Genomic DNA, 18,609 nt, shown 5'->3' with positions numbered 1-18,609 from the left:
CATCCACGAAGATTCCCCTCGCGGGGATGAAGCAAACCAAACAACCTGCCACAGCGATGGCATCTTGAAAGGAAAAAAATGAACGGCTCCATCAACGGCTCCCTCAACCTCATCGGCTACGGCCTCTCCGCCATCGGTGGTGGTATTGGTGTGGGTCTCGTTTTCGCGGCTTACATCAACGGTGTGGCACGTCAGCCCGAAGCGCAGCGCGTACTGCAGCCGATCGCATTCCTCGGCCTCGCGCTGACTGAAGCCCTCGCCATCCTTGGCCTGGTCTTCGCTTTCGTTCTCAAGTAAACCTTCAGAACCAAGCGAACATTCAGAACCGAGAAGATAAGGACGGGTGAAATATGAATCAGCTGATCATCTCAGCCGCCACTGAAGGCGCCGGGGATACCAACCCGCTCATTCCCAACATTTGGGAAATGGGCGTAGTCCTCGTCGGCTTTGCGGTCCTCATGTACATCGTGGTCAAGTTTGTTGTCCCGATGTTCGAGAAGACGTTCGCAGAGCGCGCCGAGGCTATCGAAGGTGGCATTGCCAAGGCTGAAAAGGCCCAGGCCGAGGCCTCTGCCGCGCTCGAAGAGTACAAGCAGCAGCTCAGCGACGCCCGTGCAGAAGCCAACCGTATCCGCGAGGAAGCTCGCGCAGAAGGCGCCCAGATCCTGGCAGAGCTGAAGGAGAAGGCGGCTGCAGAGTCTGCCCGCATCACGGCCCAGGCTCACGTGCAGATCGAATCCGAGCGTCAGGCGGCCGTTGTGTCCCTCCGCTCAGAGGTGGGCACGCTGGCCACTACGCTGGCAGGCCGCATTGTTGGCGAGTCGCTCAACGATGACGAGCGCTCGGCACGTGTCGTCGACCGCTTCCTGGCAGATCTGGAGAACCAGAACGCAGGTGCAGCTAAGTAATGGCAGGTGTATCGAGCGGATCGCTGACCGCCGCGCTGACCGCGCTGGAAGCAAAGCTTCCGACGGCCTCGCTGCAGTTGGCTAAGGAACTCTTCGGAATCCTGGGAACGGTGGACAGCTCGGCTGGCTTGCGCCGGGCGCTGACTGACCCGTCCCGCACCGGTGACGAAAAGTCGGCGCTGGTGAAGCAGCTCGTCGGCGGGAAAGTCTCCGCTGAGGCTGCGGAAATCGCGGGCGGACTGGCCAGTTCACGCTGGGCATCGGCGCGGGATATCGGCGATGCACTCGAGACTCTTGCCGCAACGGTGGTTATTGCCGTTGCTGAAAACAAGTCGGCCGCTTCTGCCTCCGGAATCACCGGTCTGGAAGAGCTGGAGAACGATCTGTTCTCCTTCAACCAGACCGTTGCTTCCAGTCACGAGGCGCAGGGTGCGCTGTCTGAACCGCAGGCAAGTGCCGCTGCAAAGATCGCACTTGCCGGGAGATTGGTTCCTGGCGCAAGCGAGGAAGCAAAGGTCCTCATCGGCCAGGCCGTGTCGCAGCCCCGCGGCATCAAAGCCACCAAGCTCGTCGGCCGTTTCGCCGAGCTTGCAGCCAAGCGTCAGCAGCGCTGGATTGCAACGGTGGGCGTCTCCCGTCCCTTGACGGAGGCGCAGACCAGCCGTCTGCAGACAGGGCTCAACTCCCTTTACGGACGCGAGCTCAAGGTCAACTTCACTGTTGACCCTGCACTGATCGGTGGAATCCGGGTCCAGATAGGCGACGAAGTGGTTGACGCTTCGGTACTTGCCCGTCTGGGCCAGCTGCACCGTCAATTGGCCGGCTAGCCGGACAAGCACAACTTAACTGATAGAAACCCAGGTCATCGTGAGCAACGATGATCACGAAAACAGGAGAGCAGGGACTGCAGATGGCCGAATTGACCATCAACGCCGACGACGTCCGTAATGCGTTGAACGAGTTCGCGGCGTCCTACGAACCCGGAAACGCAGAGCGCGTAGAGGTTGGCCGCGTATCCGCCGCAGGTGACGGAATCGCCCGTGTTGAGGGCCTTCCCTCGGTCATGGCGAACGAGCTTCTTCGCTTTGAAGACGGCACCCTGGGCCTCGCCCAGAACCTCGACGTCCGCGAGATCGGCGTCATCATTCTCGGTGACTTCACCGGAATCGAAGAGGGCCAGGAAGTCCACCGCACGGGAGAGATCCTTTCCGTTCCCGTGGGCGATGCCTTCCTCGGCCGCGTCGTTGACCCGCTGGGTCAGCCGATTGACGGCCTCGGCGAGATCAAGGCTGAAACCACCCGGGCACTGGAGCTCCAGGCTCCCGGCGTGACCGAGCGCAAGTCCGTGCACGAACCGCTGCAGACCGGTCTCAAGGCTATCGACGCCATGATCCCGATCGGCCGCGGCCAGCGGCAGCTCATCATCGGTGACCGCAAAACCGGTAAGACGGCCATCGCCGTCGACACCATCCTTAATCAGAAGTCCAACTGGGACTCGGGTGACGTCCAGAAGCAGGTTCGCTGCATCTACGTCGCCATCGGCCAGAAAGCTTCGACGATCGCCGAGATCCGTCAGACCCTTGAGGACAACGGCGCGCTCGAATACACCACGATCGTTGCCTCACCGGCTTCCGACCCCGCTGGCTTCAAGTACCTTGCGCCGTATGCCGGTTCGGCAATCGGACAGCACTGGATGTACGGCGGCAAGCATGTCCTGGTGATCTTCGATGACCTGTCCAAGCAGGCCGAAGCCTACCGCGCCGTGTCTCTGCTGCTGCGCCGTCCGCCGGGACGCGAAGCTTACCCGGGTGACGTTTTCTACTTGCACTCCCGCCTGCTGGAGCGTTGTGCAAAGCTCTCCGACGAGCTGGGCGCCGGTTCGATGACCGGCCTGCCCATCATCGAGACCAAGGCCAACGACGTCGGAGCCTTCATCCCGACCAACGTGATCTCGATCACCGATGGCCAGATCTTCCTGCAGTCGGACCTCTTCAACGCCAACCAGCGTCCCGCTGTTGACGTTGGTGTCTCTGTCTCCCGTGTGGGTGGTGCTGCCCAGGTCAAGGCCATGAAGAAGGTCTCCGGTACTTTGAAGCTGGACTTGGCGCAATACCGCGACATGCAGGCATTTGCCATGTTCGCTTCGGACCTGGATGCGGCTTCACGCCAGCAGCTCACCCGTGGCGCACGCCTCATGGAACTGCTCAAGCAGGGCCAGTACACGCCGTACCCGGTCGAGAACCAGGTTGTTTCCATCTGGGCCGGCACCAAGGGCCACCTTGACGCCGTTCCCCTCGAGGACGTTCAGCGTTTCGAGGCCGAGTTCCTGGAGCACCTGAAGCACAGCACCTCTGTGCTGACGACTCTTGCACAGACCAACGTGCTGGACGACGACACGCTGGCGGTTCTTGAGGCAGCCATCAAGGACTTCTCCAAGGGTTTCTTCGGCGAAGGTGACAACCACCTGGTTGGTGCCGGCCATGAAGAGTTTGATGCCCTGGCCCAGGCCGACGTAGATCAAGAGAAGATCGTCAAGCAGAAGCGCTAGTTGAGTCACCGCGGCCCGGACATGCACAATCGGCGGGCCCGGGCCGCGGTTTCACACAACAACGAAGGGAAACGTAAGTATGGGAGCCCAGCTTCGGGTCTACCGCCAGAGAATCAAAGCGACTCAGTCGATGGGAAAGCTCTTCAAGGCGATGGAACTGATCGCTACCTCGCGAATCAGCAGAGCTCGTTCGCGCGTAGCGGCCTCACTGCCCTATGCGAACGCCATCACGCGCGCCGTGTCGGCGGTTGCTTCTCAGTCTGAGATTGACCACCCGCTCACGACCGAGCCGGCGCAGATCCGACGCGCCGCTGTTCTGGTGGTCGCCTCCAACCGCGGCCTGGCCGGGTCATACTCCGCCAGTGTGCTCAAGCAGTCCGAGCAGCTCCACGGGCTGCTCAGCGCCGAGGGCAAGGAAGTGAAGACATATCTGGTCGGGAACAAGGCGCAGGCCTACTTCCAGTTCCGGAACCGTGAATTCGCGCAGTCATGGCTTGATGCCACGGATGCGCCTCAATTCGCCACGGCCAAGGACATCAGCCAGGTTCTGCTCGGGGACTTCGCCAAGGAGTTCGAGGACGGCGGTGTGGACGAGATCCACGTCGTCTATACACGATTCGTCTCCATGGTCCTCCAGGTCCCCACTGTTGTCCGGCTGCTTCCGCTGGAGGTTTCGGAGGAGCAGGTCACTGAATCATCTGTTCTGTTGCCGCTCTACGAGTATGAGCCCGAGCCCGAGCAGGTTTTGGATGCACTTCTGCCGCGCTACATCGAGGCACGTATCTTCAATGCACTCCTGCAGGCCGCTGCAAGCGAGCTGGCTGCCCGCCAGCGTGCCATGAAGTCTGCCAGCGACAATGCCCGCGATCTGGTCAAGAAGTTCACACGACTTGCCAACACTGCCCGTCAGGCGGAGATCACACAGGAGCTTTCAGAGATTGTGGCCGGAGCCGATTCGCTCAACGCGTCGTAGCCGATCCAGGTCCAGGCCTTCCAGGCCTAAAAAGGCTGATTCGTCAGCACCGATAGAATTAATTCCACGCCATCTACATTGAGTGAAGTGAGAGAGATGACTGCCACCGCAACCGAACAGGTAGCCAAGACCGCTGGCGTCACGGGCCGTATCGCCCGTGTCATCGGCCCGGTTGTCGACGTCGAGTTCCCGGCTGACGCAATCCCCGGCATCTACCATGCCCTGACCGCGGAGATCACCCTTGCGGGTGCAACCCATATGGTCACCTTTGAGGTCTCCCAGCACCTGGGCGACAACCTGGTCCGCGCGATCGCGCTTCAGGCAACAGATGGCCTGGTTCGCGGCGCGGCTGTGACGAGCACTGGTGCTCCGATCTCCGTTCCCGTCGGCGACGTCGTCAAGGGTCACATCTTCAACGTTCTGGGCAAGCCGCTCGACGTTGAGGAATCCAGCCTCGAGATCACAGAGCGCTGGCCGATCCACCGCAAGCCCCCGAGCTTTGACCAGCTCGAGGGCTCCACCGAGATGCTGGAGACAGGCATCAAGGTCATCGACCTTCTCACCCCGTACATCAAGGGCGGAAAGATCGGCCTCTTCGGTGGTGCCGGTGTGGGCAAGACCGTGCTGATCCAGGAAATGATCACTCGTGTGGCACGGAACTTCGGTGGTACTTCGGTATTCGCCGGTGTTGGCGAGCGTACCCGTGAAGGCAACGACCTCTGGGTTGAAATGGAAGAGGCAGGCGTCCTGAAGGACACCGCTCTTGTGTTCGGGCAGATGGATGAGCCACCGGGAACGCGTCTGCGTGTTGCACTGTCTGCCCTGACCATGGCGGAGTACTTCCGCGATGTTCAGAAGCAGGACGTGCTTCTCTTCGTTGACAACATCTTCCGCTTCACCCAGGCCGGCTCCGAGGTTTCGACCCTTCTGGGCCGGATGCCTTCCGCCGTGGGTTACCAGCCGAACCTGGCCGATGAGATGGGCCTCCTCCAGGAGCGCATCACCTCCACCAAGGGTCACTCCATCACGTCCATGCAGGCTGTATACGTGCCGGCAGATGACTACACCGACCCGGCTCCGGCTGCGACGTTCGCCCACCTCGATGCAACAACCGAGCTTTCCCGTGAAATTGCTTCACGAGGTCTGTACCCGGCCGTTGACCCGCTGACGTCCACCTCCCGAATCCTGGATCCCCAGTACATCGGCAAGGATCACTACAACACGGCTGTCCGTGTGAAGCAGATCCTGCAGAAGAACAAGGAACTCCAGGACATCATCGCCATCCTTGGTGTTGACGAACTTTCGGAAGAGGACAAGATCGTCGTGTCGCGTGCACGACGTCTCCAGCAGTTCCTTTCCCAGAACACCTACACCGCCAAGCAGTTCACCGGCGTCGAAGGCTCCACCGTTTCCATCAAGGACACGGTTGAAGGCTTCACTTCCATCTGCGATGGCGAGCTGGACCACGTTGCTGAGCAGGCGTTCTTCAACGTCGGCGGCCTGGACGATGTCGAGCGCCAGTGGGCCAAGATCCAGGAACAGACCAAGTAGTATGGCTGAGCTTGAGGTTGAGATTGTCGCAGCGGATCACTTCGTGTGGTCCGGAGCGGCCAAGATGGTCAAGGCCCGCACCAGCGATGGTGAAATCGGAATCCTGCCCGGCCACTCGCCCCTGCTGGCGATCCTGGCCGAAGGTGAACTGGCGATCATGCCGGTGACCGGGGACCGCATTGATGTAGTTGTTGACGGCGGATTCTTCTCCGTCGACAACAACCGGGTGGTTATTGTTGCTGACAACGCCCAGCTGGGCGACGCGGCTACTGCTGGGATCCGCTAGCACGATCTTGATGGACGTTCCAGGTTTTCCGTTCATCGCCATAGCAACCGTCTTCGCGTTGCTGATTTTTACACTGTGCCTTTTCGGGGTGCGCCGGTTCAATCTGCGGCGAGCCCTGGGCACAGTGGACGCCTCCATTTGCACGGCTGGAAACAGCTGGCAGATGGGGGTTTGTCGTTACCAGGACAATGACCTGGAATGGTTCAGGCTGCTCTCGCTCAGCGTGCGTCCGAAACACCGGTACAAGCGCAGTTCACTTGAGCTGCTGGACCGCCGTGAAGCGACCGAAGCGGAGCTGGTCCGGGTTCAGCCGGACGTTGTTGTGGTGGAGCTCCGTTATGAAGGCCACGAAATTTTGCTGGCCATGAACTTTGACGCCTACACAGGACTGTCCTCCTGGCTCGAAGCCGGACCGGTCATCGGAGTAGGTACCTGGCGCTGATGGGTGCTGAAGGCGTCGCCTGGAAGTCCGTTGGGCGGCCCGCATGGCAGAGGGTGCTGCGGCATTTCAGAGCCACACCATTCACCCTGACTGTTCTGGTCTTGTTTCTGTGCACCGGTGCAGCGACCGGCAGGATCCCCACCGGTCCTCCTGGATCGCTGCAGGATGTTGCGGGCGTAAGCGCCGCCGCCCTCAGGGCCGGGAACGGTTGGTCCCTCTTCACTTCACTGTTCTTTGCCACCAACCCCCTGGCCTATCTGACAGGGGCCTTAATGATCCTGCTCCTTATGGGCCTGGCTGAACGGCAGCTCGGCACCGTCAGGACAGCGGTGTTTTACGGTGCGGGCCAATTCGCGTCTGTCACATTGTTTTTGCTCCTCACCCAGCTGGCCCGCTATGCGGGGGACGGCTGGCTCGGCATGATGCCCGAGGACCGGCTCAGCGGACCCTACGCTGCCGTTCTGGCAGTTGCCCTGGCTGCCAGCGGGGGCCTGCCTGCACTCTGGCAACGCCGCCTTCGCACTGCGTTGCTGTCCGGTTCCCTGCTGCTGGTGCTGTATGTGGGGCACGCAGAAAGCGTGGTAGGTCTGCTCGGAGCCCTGGTTGGCCTGGCAGGGGGGCTGTGGATCCAAAGCGATAACGGAAGCCTCCGCCGGCACCGCTCCACAGGCCGCGAGACACGAAACCTGTTGTCCCTTACGGTCGGTATTTTTGCCGTTGGTCCCATTCTCACGGCGGCGGTAAGCAGCCCCACTGGCCCGCTGGCTCTGCTGCGCGATGTTGTCCTGAATCCTTTGCCCACGTTGAGCCAGCTGGAAGAAAACTGCGGTGGAACCGTCGAGTCCAGCTGCCTGGACGCAGGCGGACAAGGCTTTGCCGGACCGCTGGGACTGGCGCTGGCCGTGGTGCCTGTGGTCCTGCTGCTCATTTGCGCAGACGGAATGCGGCGGGGCCGGAGACTGGCGCTCCGCATCGCTGTTGCGGTCCAGCTGGCTGTAACGGCGTTGTCCGGAGTCTACCTGGCATTCTTCGCGCTCATTCCGCATTATCCATCCAGGCCGCATACCGCGGTGCTGGGCTCCGGCTTCGCCCATGTGCTGCCACTGGTAGCGGTGCCGCTGCTCCTGTCGTTGCTGCTCTTGGCCAACCGCCGGCAGTTCAGGGTTGAATCCGCGCCCGGGGTCCGCCGCGCGCTGGCTATCGTCGTTGGCGCCGTCTGGCTGGGGCTGGCGGGGAGCTACGCGGTGGCGTGGCTCGCTGCCGGGGGAATGGATCGGGACGGGGGAGTCCTGGGGCTGGTTGTCGAATTGTCGCGCCAATACCTTCCCGTGCCGATTCCCCATCTGTATTACCGTGGTTTTTCCAGCCGTGACGGCATTGAAGCCCTCCTGTTTGCATTCTCCGGCATCGTCTTCTGGGCCGTCGCCCTGGCTGCGGTATGGATCGTCCTGCTTCGGCGCGACCACAGCACTGACGCCGGCAGGGAAGGCAGAGCCCATGCCCGGGCACTGATCCGGAAAGGTGGAGACTCACTGTCGTGGATGGCGTTATGGGAACCCAACAGCTACTGGTTCACTCAGACGCGCGCGGGTGGAGTGGCCTACCAGCAACATGGAAGCGTGGCCCTCACACTGGCAGGGCCGTTCGGTGCTTCGGGCGGCCACCCGGATACCGCGGAAGGCTTCCTGGACTTCTGCACAGGACGCGCCCTGATCCCGTGTTTCTATTCGTGCAGCAGCCGGCTGTGGCCTCTCCTGCAGGACCGGGGATTCCGACGGGTGGCAGTCGCGCAGGAGACCAGGCTGGCTGTGCAGGAACTGGAATTCAAAGGCAAGGAGTGGCAGAACGTGCGGACGGCCTTGAACCGGGCGGCCAAGATGGACGTCAAGGCCGTATGGGGCAGCTACGCCGGGCTGCCGGCGGCCCTGCGGGCGCAGCTGAGTGAGGTATCAGAAGAATGGGCCGCGCAGAAGAAGGTTCCGGAAATGGGCTTTACCCTTGGCGGAATTGATGAGCTGATGGACGATGACGTGCTGTGCTGCCTGGCTGTTGATGCCGAGGGCACTGTGCACGGCGTCACCAGCTGGCTTCCGGTCTTCGAGGACGGGCAGCTGGTGAGCAGGACTCTTGATTTCATGCGGCGGCGCGGCAACGGATTTCCTGGTGTTATGGAGTTCCTGATTGCCTCGGCGGTGCTGGAGCTGCGGACGTCCGTGGAAGTGGTCTCTCTCTCCGGTTCGGCACTTGCGAAGGAGCCGGAAGACCGGGACGAGGATACGGACAGGCCGGACAGGCACGCAGAAGGACTTATTCGAATTCTCGACGTCGTGGGCGATGCGCTGGAACCTGCGTACGGGTTCCGTTCGCTCGCAGCCTTCAAATCACGATTCCAGCCGGAGTATCGCACGCTCTATTTGTACTACCAGGACCCCCTGCATCTGCCAGCGATCGGAAGGGCCCTCACCCGGGCCTATCTACCCGGGATGTCAGTACGGCAAAGTGCGCGGCTGCTGCGGAAACTCGTAAGCTAATTCCCGCCGGAGTGAATGTTTCAGTATCGGAAACATTTGTGACAATGATTTCCAAAAAAATGATCCCCGGCACAAATGCCGGGGATCATTGATTCGTGGATTTCGCCCAACGGGAGGAATCCAACGAGGGACTAGACCAGCGTTACACCGGTAGCCTGGGGACCCTTGGCACCCTGACCGATTTCGAACTGAACGCGCTGGTTCTCGTCGAGGGTCTTGAAGCCACCGGTCTGGATCTCGGAGTAGTGAACGAAGACATCGCCATCGGAGTCATCCGGGGTGATGAAGCCGAAGCCCTTTTCAGCGTTGAACCACTTGACGGTTCCCTGTGCCATTTATTTCTCCTCATTGTGGAACTCTATTTAAGGCCAGCACACTTCGTGCTGGTCTTGGTCACTCCGCGAGAAGAATCCTGGCTTGCCCGTCCGGTGGGACCGGACGTGCGCTGCAGGAGCTTCGCGCTCGCAACATGTCTTGCGAGCATGAATAACACCTACACAAAGACTCATATAAGAATTTCATGACAGCTGCGTCAGGTCAACGGGCAAATCGCTGAATCCGATAAATTTTGCGTTAAAACCGGGTAACCGGTTCCGGCCTGACAAAGCCCGAACGGCCGTGACTAGGAAACCGGAGTCAGCCATTCACCTTGCCGGAGGACACCGGACAACTCAAGGTCCCCGTTGACCACTACGGCGTCGGCGCGGAGACCCCGGCGGAGCCCGCCCACCTCGTCGGCGAGCCCCAGCACACCGGCGGGAACTGCGGTGGCGGAGTAGACAGCATCCGCCAGCGCCACACCGGCGCCCACTGTACGGCGGACGACGTCGAGAAGCGTGGCCGTCCCGCCGGCAATCGAGCCGGTTGCGTCAAGGGTGGCCACACCGTCTGTGACCGTGACGGGGGATGGCCCCAACATGTACTGGCCATCGGTCAGCCCGGCGGCAGCCATGGAATCTGTCACCAGCAGGATATTTGCAGAGCCCACGAGCTGGAATACCGTGGCGACGGTCCGCGGGTCCAGATGTGTGTTGTCCGCGATGAGTTCAACGATCGCCTTGCCGTCCTGCGCGGCCCGGAGGCACGCGGCCACAGGGCCGGGGGCCCGGTGATGCAGGGGAGGCATGCCATTAAAAAGGTGCGTCACGGTGGGAAGGGCGCTGATGCCATCGAAACCGGCCGATTCGAGGCCTTCCCTTGCGGTGGCGAGCGATGCCGCCGCTGTGGCGTCATCGCTGTCGGTGTGGCCCAGGGACGGGGTCACGCCGTGGGAGGTCATGAAATCCACCAGCGCCGCGGCTCCGGGCAATTCGGGGGCATACGTCATGGTGACGAGCTTGCCGCCTGCCGCATCTATGAGTTCACGCAAAAAATCCAGGTCCGGTTCCAGCAGGAAGGCCGGGTTCTGGGCCCCGCAGCGCGCGTGCGAGAGGAAGGGGCCCTCCAGATGGATGCCCGCTACCAGCCCTTCATCCGTGAGCCGGACGAAGAGGGCAATGCCTTTGAGGAGGTCCTCCCTGGACGCTGTGACCATGCTCGCCAGCAGCGTGGTTGTTCCTGAGCGGTGCAGAAATTCGATGGCCCGGCGGGCGGATGACTCCTCGCCGCCCGGAAAGTCCCCGCCGTTTCCGCCGTGGCAGTGCACGTCGACCAGACCGGGCAGAATGTAGGAACCTTCGGGAACCCTGGTTTCCGCAGCGCCGGCGAATTGAGCAGGATCGAAGTCAACGGCAGGGCCCGCATGGACTATGCGGTCGTTTTCAACGGCGAGCACGGCCCCTTCCACCATCAGGCCGTCGCTGACGATGGTTCCGGAGATGAGCCGGCGCCGTGCCGACGGCGCTGTGCAAGACGGTTCAGGGGCTGTCATTGAACGATTCTAGAACGAGGCCGGCACCTGGCTCTCAGAACAGCCGGGATTCACTGTCATCTACTCCGCGCATGGCGTCATAGTCAAGGGTGATGCAGTCGATGCCGCGGTCATTCGCCAGGACCTTTGCCTGCGGCTTTATCTGCTGCGCGGCGAATACCCCGCGGACGGGAGCCAGCAGGGGATCCCGGTTCAGGAGTTCCAGGTAGCGGGTCAGCTGTTCGACGCCGTCGATGTCGCCCCGCCGCTTCAGCTCGATGGCCACCGTGGCGCCGTCGGCATCCCTGGCAAGGATGTCCACCGGCCCGATTGCGGTGAAGTACTCCCGGCGGATCAGCGAGAAGCCCGAGCCCAGGGTTTCAATCTGTTCAGCCAGGAGGCGCTGCAGGTCAGCTTCCACGCCGTCCTTGATCAGGCCGGGGTCCAGGCCCAGCTCGTGCGAGGTGTCGTGCAGCTGCTCATGGATGCTGATGATGAGGCGGTCGTCCGTTTTGGCTGACTGGACGGTCCATTGCTCCGTGACGCCCAGCTCGAGGTCAACATCATCGGGAGTGGACACACGGAGCCTGGCCGGAGGGCTCATCCAGTTCAACGGTTTATAGGAACCGCCATCTGAATGAACCAGGACGGAGCCGTCAGCCTTGACCAGCAGGAGCCTGGTGGCAAGCGGAAGATGGGCTTTTAGGCGGCCAACGTAATCAACAGAACAACGGGCTATAACAAGACGCACGCCGTAAACACTACCGCTTTGCTACCCGTCCGGGCAGCGGAACGTCACGGCCGGTGCTCAAACGGGGCCCTGCCTGGGGCAGAATGGTGGTATGCCCCGTTCCAACCGTCCCCGCCGTGGATCCTCCGGAAAACCGGCATCCAACGGCGGGAAACGGAGTCCGGATCAGGTTCCTGAACTGGATCTGGAACGCGCCCGGGCAGGGATTGCGCGCCGCGAAAGTGCCCCCGACGGCGATTGGATGGTGCGGTCCATTACGGCCAAGAAGGCCGAAAAAACCTATACCTGCCCGGCGTGTGCCAGGGCGGTGCCGCCCGGCGTGGCCCACCTCGTGGTGTGGAAGGATGACCATCTTTTCGGTGCCGCCGCCGGTCTGGCTGAGCGCCGTCACTGGCACTCGAACTGCTGGACATCACGCAGCTACCGCTACCGCTGAGCGTTCGGTGCCTCTGAAACGAACCGCGCTCGATCAGTCAGGCGAACTGTCGCTAAGCTGATAGCCATGACTTTTGACCCGGCGTCGTACGTCTACAGCCAGCCTTCCGCGGCTTCCTCCATCCGCGCCTCCACCGTGCTTCCCGCCCGCCGTGAAAATGTGGAGATCCATACGGAGGACGGCCATGTCCTGTTGGGCGAGCTCGCCCTGCCGGAATCCGGCCGGATCAGCGCCACGCTGATCACGCTGCATCCGCTGCCCACGCACGGGGGATTTATGGATTCGCACGTGTACCGCAAAGCCTCTTACCGCCTGCCGGCGCTCGCGGGTGTGGCGGTGCTGCGGTTCAACACCCGTGGCACGTCCTCTCCCCGTGGCACGAGCCAGGGCGCCTTCGAAGACGGGATCGGTGAACGGTATGACGTCGAGGCCGCCGTACGCTTCGCGGTGGAGCGGGGACTGCCCAACCGGTGGCTGGTGGGCTGGTCCTTCGGCACCGAACTTGCCCTGATGTACGGCGCACTGGAGCCGGTGGCCTCCCAGGTGGAAGGCGCTGTGTTGCTGTCCCCGCCACTGCATCGGGCAACTGACGCACATCTCCGGCAGTGGGCGGTTTCCGGCAAGCCGATGACGGTCCTGGTGCCGGAACACGACGATTATCTGCAGCCGGCGGCCGCCGCCGAACGGTTCAGCCTGGTGCCGCAGGCGCGCATGGTGGGGGTCGACGGCGCCAAGCACCTTTGGGTGGGGGAGAAGTACGCCGCGCGGGTACTCAACGAAATCGTTGACGACGTCACGGAGGCGGGTTCAGGACCGGCAGGTCTTCCCCAGGAGTGGAACGGCCCGGTGGCCGCGGCAGCTGCCTAGTGCTGGTCCTGCCGCACAATGTAGATTTCCTTGAGCAGCAGCAGGATCGCCGCGGCGGTGGGGATGGCAATGAGGGCTCCCAGGACGCCCAGCAGGCTGCCGCCGGCGATCACCGAGATCACGGCCACTGCACCAGGAACGGCCACCGCCTTCTGCATGATGCGTGGCGAGATGAAGTACGCCTCGAACTGCAGGTAGGCAAAGTAGCAGATCGCGTAGATCACGGCCGTCTGCCAGCCCTGTGTCAGCGCAACCACAATCACCACCACAGCGGCGATCAGGCCACCCACCAGCGGAATGAAGGCGAGCAGGGTCACCACAAACGCCAACAGCACGGCGAACGGAATGCCCAGGATCGACATGACAATGAACGCGAACAGCGCGTTCAACACTGCGACGCAGGCCTGGCCGATGACGTAGTTGCCTACCGAGCGGGTGATCTCCTCGGAAAGCGCTTCGACCCTCTCGCGGCGGGACCGTGGAGCCAGCCGGTAGGCCCACTTCTTCATGGCGGGGAGCGCCGCGAGGAAATAGAGGCTGAGCACCAGAACGATCAGTGTGCCGAAAAGCCCGTTGGCCACTGTGGAGCCGAAACCCAGGACGCCGCCGAAGATGCCGCCCATCGCGTCAGGATTGTTGACGAACTTATCCAGTTCCTCATTAATCCGGTCGCGGACTCCGAACTGGTCATCGATACTGCGGAATAATTCGGAATCGATGAAGTCCCGCACCCAGACCGGGGCCTGGACAACGAGCTGGCTCACCTGTTCCACAATGGTGGGAATGAGCGTGGCGAAGAATCCGGCCACGCCCGATGCCAGCACCGCTACGGCAACCAGGATTCCGGCGGGCCGCGGAATTTTGCGGCCCTCCAGCCAGCGGACCACGGGATCGAGGCCCAGCGCTATGAACAGGGCTGCCACGATCCAGAGCAGGAGTTGAGTAGTGTGGGATCCGATCCAGTACACCAGCAGCGCCACGCCAACGCCGACTGTCCCCATAAAGCCCAGATAGAGGGGATGCTTTGACGACATCCGCGGTCCGGGATCGCCGAACCGGGTGGTGACCTCGTTTGGTCCGGTCACCTCCACATCGATGCTCCCTGAGCGCTCAGGCGGCATTTCGAAACGGAGCCTGGGCTGCGCTCCGGGCAGCGGCCGGCGCAGCTTGCGCAGGATCGATCCGATCGCTGCAGAAGAGGCAGCAGCCCGCCCGGATTTCAGCTTGTCCGGGCCGATCTCCGGGGAGCCTGTTCCGATCGGGTCTTCCTGTCCTGCGGAGGACGCATCCGTGTGTTCAGTCACTGCGTTCTGATGCCTTTTCCGTCCGTGGCGCCACTGCTGCGGGCCCGATGTGATGATCATCGCAAACACTATCAGCAGCCTTGCTGCTGCCCCGAAGAGGGGCTGCCGTGCCGCCGGTTCAGCCGGCGTCACGTACCCCCGAACTGACTGATTGGTAACAAAACGGTTACTATTGAAAGTAAACCCCGCTGATGATAGGTGTTCCTTTGCGTTTCAAGACTGCAGTCGCACTCGTGCTGCTCGGCCTCCTGACACTGCTGGCCGGAATTGGCCAGAAGACAATCTGGGCCCCCTCCGAGACCTTCACGGCATCGGCACCCGCCGACGCTGCTGCCGCCCCCCTGACCGTTATTGACCAGAAGCTGCGCACTCTGCACGGAGGCACAGTGGAGATCGATATCAAGGGCGAAGGTAACTTCCTGCTGGCAGCAGGCCGCCCAGACGACGTGGCCGCGTGGGTGGGCAAAACGGCCCACAACAGCGTCACCGGCGTGTCCGAGGACAACAAGTCGCTGCAGGTGGAACGGACCGACGGCGAGGCCACGGCACCGTCGCCGGCCGGATCTGATCTCTGGGTCTCCACCGAGAATGCGAGCGGAGAACTGAAATACAACTGGACGCCTCCTGCCGACGGTGACTGGTCCCTGCTGCTGGCCAGCGACGGAACCAAGCCGGCGCCGTCGTCTATTTCCATGACCTTCCCGAATGACACGGCAACCCCGTGGGCCATTCCGCTGATGGTGATCGGCGGCCTGCTTATGCTGGCCGGAATTGCGTTGCTCGTTCTGAAGAACGGCCACCGCAACGGAAAGGCCGGCGGCGGGATGGGCAGCCTGTTCGCCCGGCGTGCACGCGCAAAGGCCGCCGCCAAAGCCGGGTCATCTGCGCGCCTCAGCATGATCGTTGCCGCCGCGACTGCTGCCGTCGTGGCCGGAACAGGTGCCGCAGCCCATGCCGCCACGTCACCGGCCCCGGCTCCTTCCACGGGCACCTCCTCAACCGCTTCGCCGTCCGGCTCCTCCACGGCAACCGCGAAAACCGCCGCCGATTCGCCGGTGTTGCTGGATGCACAGTTCCGGCGGATCCTGGAACAGGTCTCCAGCGCCACGGATTCCGGAGATGCCGCGAAGGATGCCGGAAAACTGTCGGCCCGCGTGGGCGGTACCGAGCTCGAAGTCCGCACCAAGAACTACAAAATCCGATCGCAGGTGGGCTCCTACGAGGCGCGGATGCCTGTCCGGTCCACCAAGCTGCTCACCACCGTTGTCACCAGCAAGCGCGCCTTTCCCCGTTCAGTGCTCGCCGTTACCCAGGGCGAGGGCAACGTTGTTCCCCAGTTGCTTACCCTGGTGCAGGCCTCTCCCCGCGCTAACTACAAGCTGGTCGAGACCACACCGCTCCAGCCCGGCACCACGTTCCCTGCCATCGGCCGCGACGGCACGGAAACGTTGGCCGCGGACGACAAATCAGGTCTGCTCTACAGCGGCACTGAAGCACTGGCAGGGCTTGCCGACCGTCTCACCAAAGCGGACTCCAGCTTTAAGGACAAGCTCGTGGAGGGTGACTCCTCGCCCTACATCGCCGACACCCTTTCCTACCAGGCAGATGTGGTCAAGTCAGGGGTCAATGGCAACTTCGCCTTCACCCACAAGGTGGTTCCCGGGAGCTCGGTGGTGTTCCGCACTGCCGACGGCGGGGCACTGGTCCTCGGCCGGCTCACCTTCGGCTTCGACGGAACGCCGAAAGCCGACGGCGACAAACTGGCGATTGGGAACGACGCTGCCGTTCTTGCCGGCGGCAAGGAAACCACCACCGGCATGGTGCTCAGCTTTGCCGAGTCGATGGCCGTTTACATCCCTCCGGCCGGCTCCAAGGACCCGATGAAGCTGGTCGCCGCAACACGGGGACTGGTCGGAGCAAGCTTCAAGTAACGCCGGCTTGCATAACGCCGGCAGCGGCCGGAGTGGCTAGAGTGGAAAGCATGACTTCGTCAGCTTCCCGTCCAGTCCCTCCGGCCGTTGCCAGCCAGCTTAACCTGCGCGGCGCCGTCGACCTTTCAGCCCTGAAACAGAGGCCCGCGCCGCCTGCCGGTCCGGCAAACATTCCCGTAAGCGGACCCGGACCGGCGGGTCCGGACCGGACCGACGGTGCTGAAGCCGGTGCCGAGGACTATCCCGACGCCGGCGGTCGGCATTTGCGGGTGGAGGTAACCGAAGGAAACTTCCAGGAGCTGGTAGAGCTTTCTGCCCAGGTTCCGGTCGTCATCGCACTGTGGGCCGGGTATTCCCCGGAATCCGCCGGGATGCTGGACAGCCTGGAACGGATCGTCGAGAGCTATGCGGGCCGGCTGGTGCTCGGCGCCGCGGACATCGAGGCGTTCCCCCAACTGACCCAGGCTTTCCAGGTCCAGGCCGTTCCCACGGCGGTGGCCATACTGAAAGGGCAGCCCGTGCCGCTGTTCCAGGGTGGCGCAGACGAAGCGCAGGTGCGCAGCCTTCTGGACGAACTCCTGAAAGTAGCCGCTGCCAACGGAGTGACCGGGAGCGTGGGCGGATCCGCCCCGGCCGATGAGGAACCGGCTTCGCTGCCACCGCTGCACCAGGCCGCCTTCGATGCCATCGAGGCCGGCGACTACGCGTCCGCTGCGGACTCATACCGCCAGGCGCTGACGGAGATGCCGGCTGATTCGGACGCCAAGGCTGGCCTCGCCCAAGTGGAACTCATGGGCAGGCTCCAGCCGCTGTCGGCTGCGGACACAGAGGCCCTTCGCCAGCTCGCTGCCGACGAACCGGACAACCTCGATGCCCAGCTTGGCGTTGCCGATCTGGACGTCGCAGGAGGACATGTCGAGGACGCCCTCAGCCGGATTGTTGTCTTCATCGGCCGGAACTTCGGACCGGAGCGTGAAACGGCCCGTGTGCGGCTGCTGGAACTGTTCGATGTGGTGGGCACCGCTGACGACCGCGTGGCCAAAGCCCGCCAAGGACTGGCACGGGTGCTGTTCTAATGCCCGTGCCGGCCCTCTTCAGTCCCCTGAAGCTGCGCTCGCTGGAATTGCACCACCGTGGCTGGGTTTCGCCCATGTGCCAGTACAGCTGCGATCCCGACGCCGGCGCCGGAGTCCCGAACGACTGGCACCTGATGCATCTGGGCTCCTTCGCCGCAGGCGGTGCAGCGCTCATTCTCACCGAGGCCGCTGCCGTGAATGCCGAGGGGCGGATCAGTCCGCGCGATGCCGGTCTCTGGAACGATGACCAGGCCGCGGGCTGGGAACGCATCACCTCGTTTGTGCACCGGAACGGCGCAGCGGATGCCAAGATCGGCGCGCAGCTGGCTCATGCCGGCAGGAAGGCCTCCGCTTACTGGCCGTTCTCCGGCCGGCGGGGGAGCGTGCCCGAATCCGACGGCGGCTGGAACACCGTGGGTCCTTCGGCGGTGGCCTTCGACGGCTATGCCGCACCGGCCGCGATGACCGAAGACCAGATCCGCGGTGTTGTTGCCGACTTTGCCGCGGCGGCTGTGCGGGCCGTGGACGCCGGGTTTGACACTTTGGAACTCCATGGTGCGCATGGGTACCTGCTGCACCAGTTCCAAAGCCCGTTGATTAATCAGCGGACGGACGAGTGGGGCGGCGATGAAGCCGGCCGGAACCGGCTGATGCTGGCAGTGATCGATGCCGTGCGGGACGTCATCCCGGATTCGATGCCGCTGCTGTTGAGGATCTCGGCAAGTGACTGGGCCGACGGCGGGATCGACATCGAGGCTTCCGTCAGGCTCGCCGGCCTCGCTGCGGAGCACGGGGTCGACCTTGTGGACGTCTCCAGCGGCGGGGCAGTTGCGCACCAGCAGATCCAGGCCGGACCCGGGTACCAGACCGGCTTTGCCGCCCGGATCCGCCGCGAAACCGGTATCCCCACTGGAACGGTGGGGCTTCTGACCTCTTCCGGTCAGGCGGAGCATGCGGTGGCGACAGGCCAGGCCGACGGCGTCTTTATCGCCCGTGCGGCGCTCCGGGATCCTCACTGGTGGCTGAGGGCCGCGTTTGAACTCGGCCATCAGCTTCAGTGGGTACCTCAGTACGAGCGGGCGGTTCCGCGCCACGCGTTCTAGTCGAAGGCCCCCGCTGTCACTCCGGATTCCCATCCCCTACTCCTTCAGGAGGA

At 63.0% G+C, this 18,609-nt stretch carries 18 protein-coding genes; 14 read left to right on the top strand and 4 right to left on the bottom strand.

Annotated features, from left to right (window positions below; translation table 11 throughout):
• The first annotated feature begins 78 nt into the window (after window positions 1-78).
• The 9 genes from atpE (at window position 79) to V3C33_11255 (ending at window position 9,239) form a co-directional block, all read left to right on the top strand.
• A complete protein-coding gene (gene atpE, locus V3C33_11295) occupies window positions 79-297 on the top strand; it encodes an ATP synthase F0 subunit C (protein ID XAS66092.1) in 219 nt (72 codons plus the stop codon).
• A gap of 53 nt (window positions 298-350) precedes the next feature.
• Complete coding sequence (locus tag V3C33_11290) at window positions 351-908, top strand: F0F1 ATP synthase subunit B (GenBank protein XAS66091.1); 558 nt, start codon at window positions 351-353, stop codon at window positions 906-908.
• A complete protein-coding gene (locus V3C33_11285) occupies window positions 908-1,735 on the top strand; it encodes a F0F1 ATP synthase subunit delta (GenBank protein ID XAS66090.1) in 828 nt (275 codons plus the stop codon). The genes V3C33_11290 and V3C33_11285 overlap by 1 nt, the downstream gene beginning before the upstream one ends.
• Before the next feature lie 83 nt (window positions 1,736-1,818).
• Entirely contained in the window at window positions 1,819-3,456 is a 1,638-nt protein-coding gene (gene atpA / locus V3C33_11280) for a F0F1 ATP synthase subunit alpha (GenBank protein XAS69725.1), read from the top strand.
• A 79-nt stretch (window positions 3,457-3,535) separates the two neighbouring features.
• On the top strand, window positions 3,536-4,429 hold the full coding sequence (locus V3C33_11275) for a F0F1 ATP synthase subunit gamma (protein XAS66089.1): 894 nt from the start codon (window positions 3,536-3,538) through the stop codon (window positions 4,427-4,429).
• A 96-nt stretch (window positions 4,430-4,525) separates the two neighbouring features.
• Complete coding sequence (atpD, locus tag V3C33_11270; GenBank protein ID XAS66088.1) at window positions 4,526-5,980, top strand: F0F1 ATP synthase subunit beta; 1,455 nt, start codon at window positions 4,526-4,528, stop codon at window positions 5,978-5,980.
• Between the two features lies 1 nt (window position 5,981).
• Window positions 5,982-6,266 (top strand): F0F1 ATP synthase subunit epsilon, encoded by a 285-nt coding sequence (locus V3C33_11265; GenBank protein XAS66087.1) that lies wholly within the window; start codon window positions 5,982-5,984, stop codon window positions 6,264-6,266.
• A gap of 10 nt (window positions 6,267-6,276) precedes the next feature.
• Entirely contained in the window at window positions 6,277-6,708 is a 432-nt protein-coding gene (locus V3C33_11260; GenBank protein XAS66086.1) for a DUF2550 domain-containing protein, read from the top strand.
• Window positions 6,708-9,239, top strand: coding sequence for a DUF2156 domain-containing protein (locus tag V3C33_11255; GenBank protein ID XAS66085.1), 2,532 nt, complete (start codon window positions 6,708-6,710; stop codon window positions 9,237-9,239). The genes V3C33_11260 and V3C33_11255 overlap by 1 nt, the downstream gene beginning before the upstream one ends.
• A gap of 131 nt (window positions 9,240-9,370) precedes the next feature.
• Here the strand turns inward: V3C33_11255 and V3C33_11250 are convergent, their stop codons facing one another.
• From V3C33_11250 to nucS, 3 genes are all read right to left on the bottom strand, one after another.
• Window positions 9,371-9,574 carry a cold-shock protein gene (locus V3C33_11250; GenBank protein XAS66084.1) on the bottom strand — a complete coding sequence of 68 codons (204 nt, stop codon included), beginning with the start codon at window positions 9,572-9,574 and terminating at the stop codon, window positions 9,371-9,373.
• 287 nt (window positions 9,575-9,861) lie between these two features.
• On the bottom strand, window positions 9,862-11,109 hold the full coding sequence (locus V3C33_11245; protein XAS66083.1) for an amidohydrolase family protein: 1,248 nt from the start codon (window positions 11,107-11,109) through the stop codon (window positions 9,862-9,864).
• 34 nt (window positions 11,110-11,143) lie between these two features.
• A complete protein-coding gene (gene nucS, locus V3C33_11240; protein XAS66082.1) occupies window positions 11,144-11,839 on the bottom strand; it encodes an endonuclease NucS in 696 nt (231 codons plus the stop codon).
• A gap of 91 nt (window positions 11,840-11,930) precedes the next feature.
• On the opposite strand from nucS, the gene V3C33_11235 reads away from it, so the two are divergent.
• A complete protein-coding gene (locus tag V3C33_11235; GenBank protein XAS66081.1) occupies window positions 11,931-12,275 on the top strand; it encodes an ATP/GTP-binding protein in 345 nt (114 codons plus the stop codon).
• 66 nt (window positions 12,276-12,341) lie between these two features.
• Window positions 12,342-13,142, top strand: a complete 801-nt coding sequence (locus V3C33_11230) for an alpha/beta fold hydrolase (protein XAS66080.1) — start codon at window positions 12,342-12,344, stop codon at window positions 13,140-13,142.
• On the opposite strand, the gene V3C33_11225 is transcribed toward V3C33_11230, so the two are convergent.
• On the bottom strand, window positions 13,139-14,446 hold the full coding sequence (locus V3C33_11225; protein XAS66079.1) for an AI-2E family transporter: 1,308 nt from the start codon (window positions 14,444-14,446) through the stop codon (window positions 13,139-13,141). The genes V3C33_11230 and V3C33_11225 overlap by 4 nt on opposite strands.
• A 191-nt stretch (window positions 14,447-14,637) precedes the next feature.
• Between V3C33_11225 and V3C33_11220 the strand changes: the two genes are divergently transcribed.
• Genes V3C33_11220 through V3C33_11210 form a run of 3 tightly spaced genes read left to right on the top strand, consistent with a single transcriptional unit; the run spans window position 14,638 to window position 18,556 of the window.
• Window positions 14,638-16,377 (top strand): hypothetical protein, encoded by a 1,740-nt coding sequence (locus tag V3C33_11220; protein XAS66078.1) that lies wholly within the window; start codon window positions 14,638-14,640, stop codon window positions 16,375-16,377.
• Window positions 16,378-16,427: 50 nt separating this feature from the next.
• On the top strand, window positions 16,428-17,453 hold the full coding sequence (locus tag V3C33_11215) for a tetratricopeptide repeat protein (GenBank protein ID XAS66077.1): 1,026 nt from the start codon (window positions 16,428-16,430) through the stop codon (window positions 17,451-17,453).
• Window positions 17,453-18,556, top strand: coding sequence for an NADH:flavin oxidoreductase/NADH oxidase (locus tag V3C33_11210; GenBank protein XAS66076.1), 1,104 nt, complete (start codon window positions 17,453-17,455; stop codon window positions 18,554-18,556). The genes V3C33_11215 and V3C33_11210 overlap by 1 nt, the downstream gene beginning before the upstream one ends.
• The last annotated feature ends 53 nt before the right edge of the window (window positions 18,557-18,609 follow it).

This window comes from Micrococcaceae bacterium Sec5.7 (assembly GCA_039636785.1).
Classification (GTDB): Bacteria; Actinomycetota; Actinomycetes; order Actinomycetales; family Micrococcaceae; genus Arthrobacter.
Note: the sequence above shows the minus strand (reverse complement) of the source record. Positions and strands in the feature narration are given on the sequence as shown.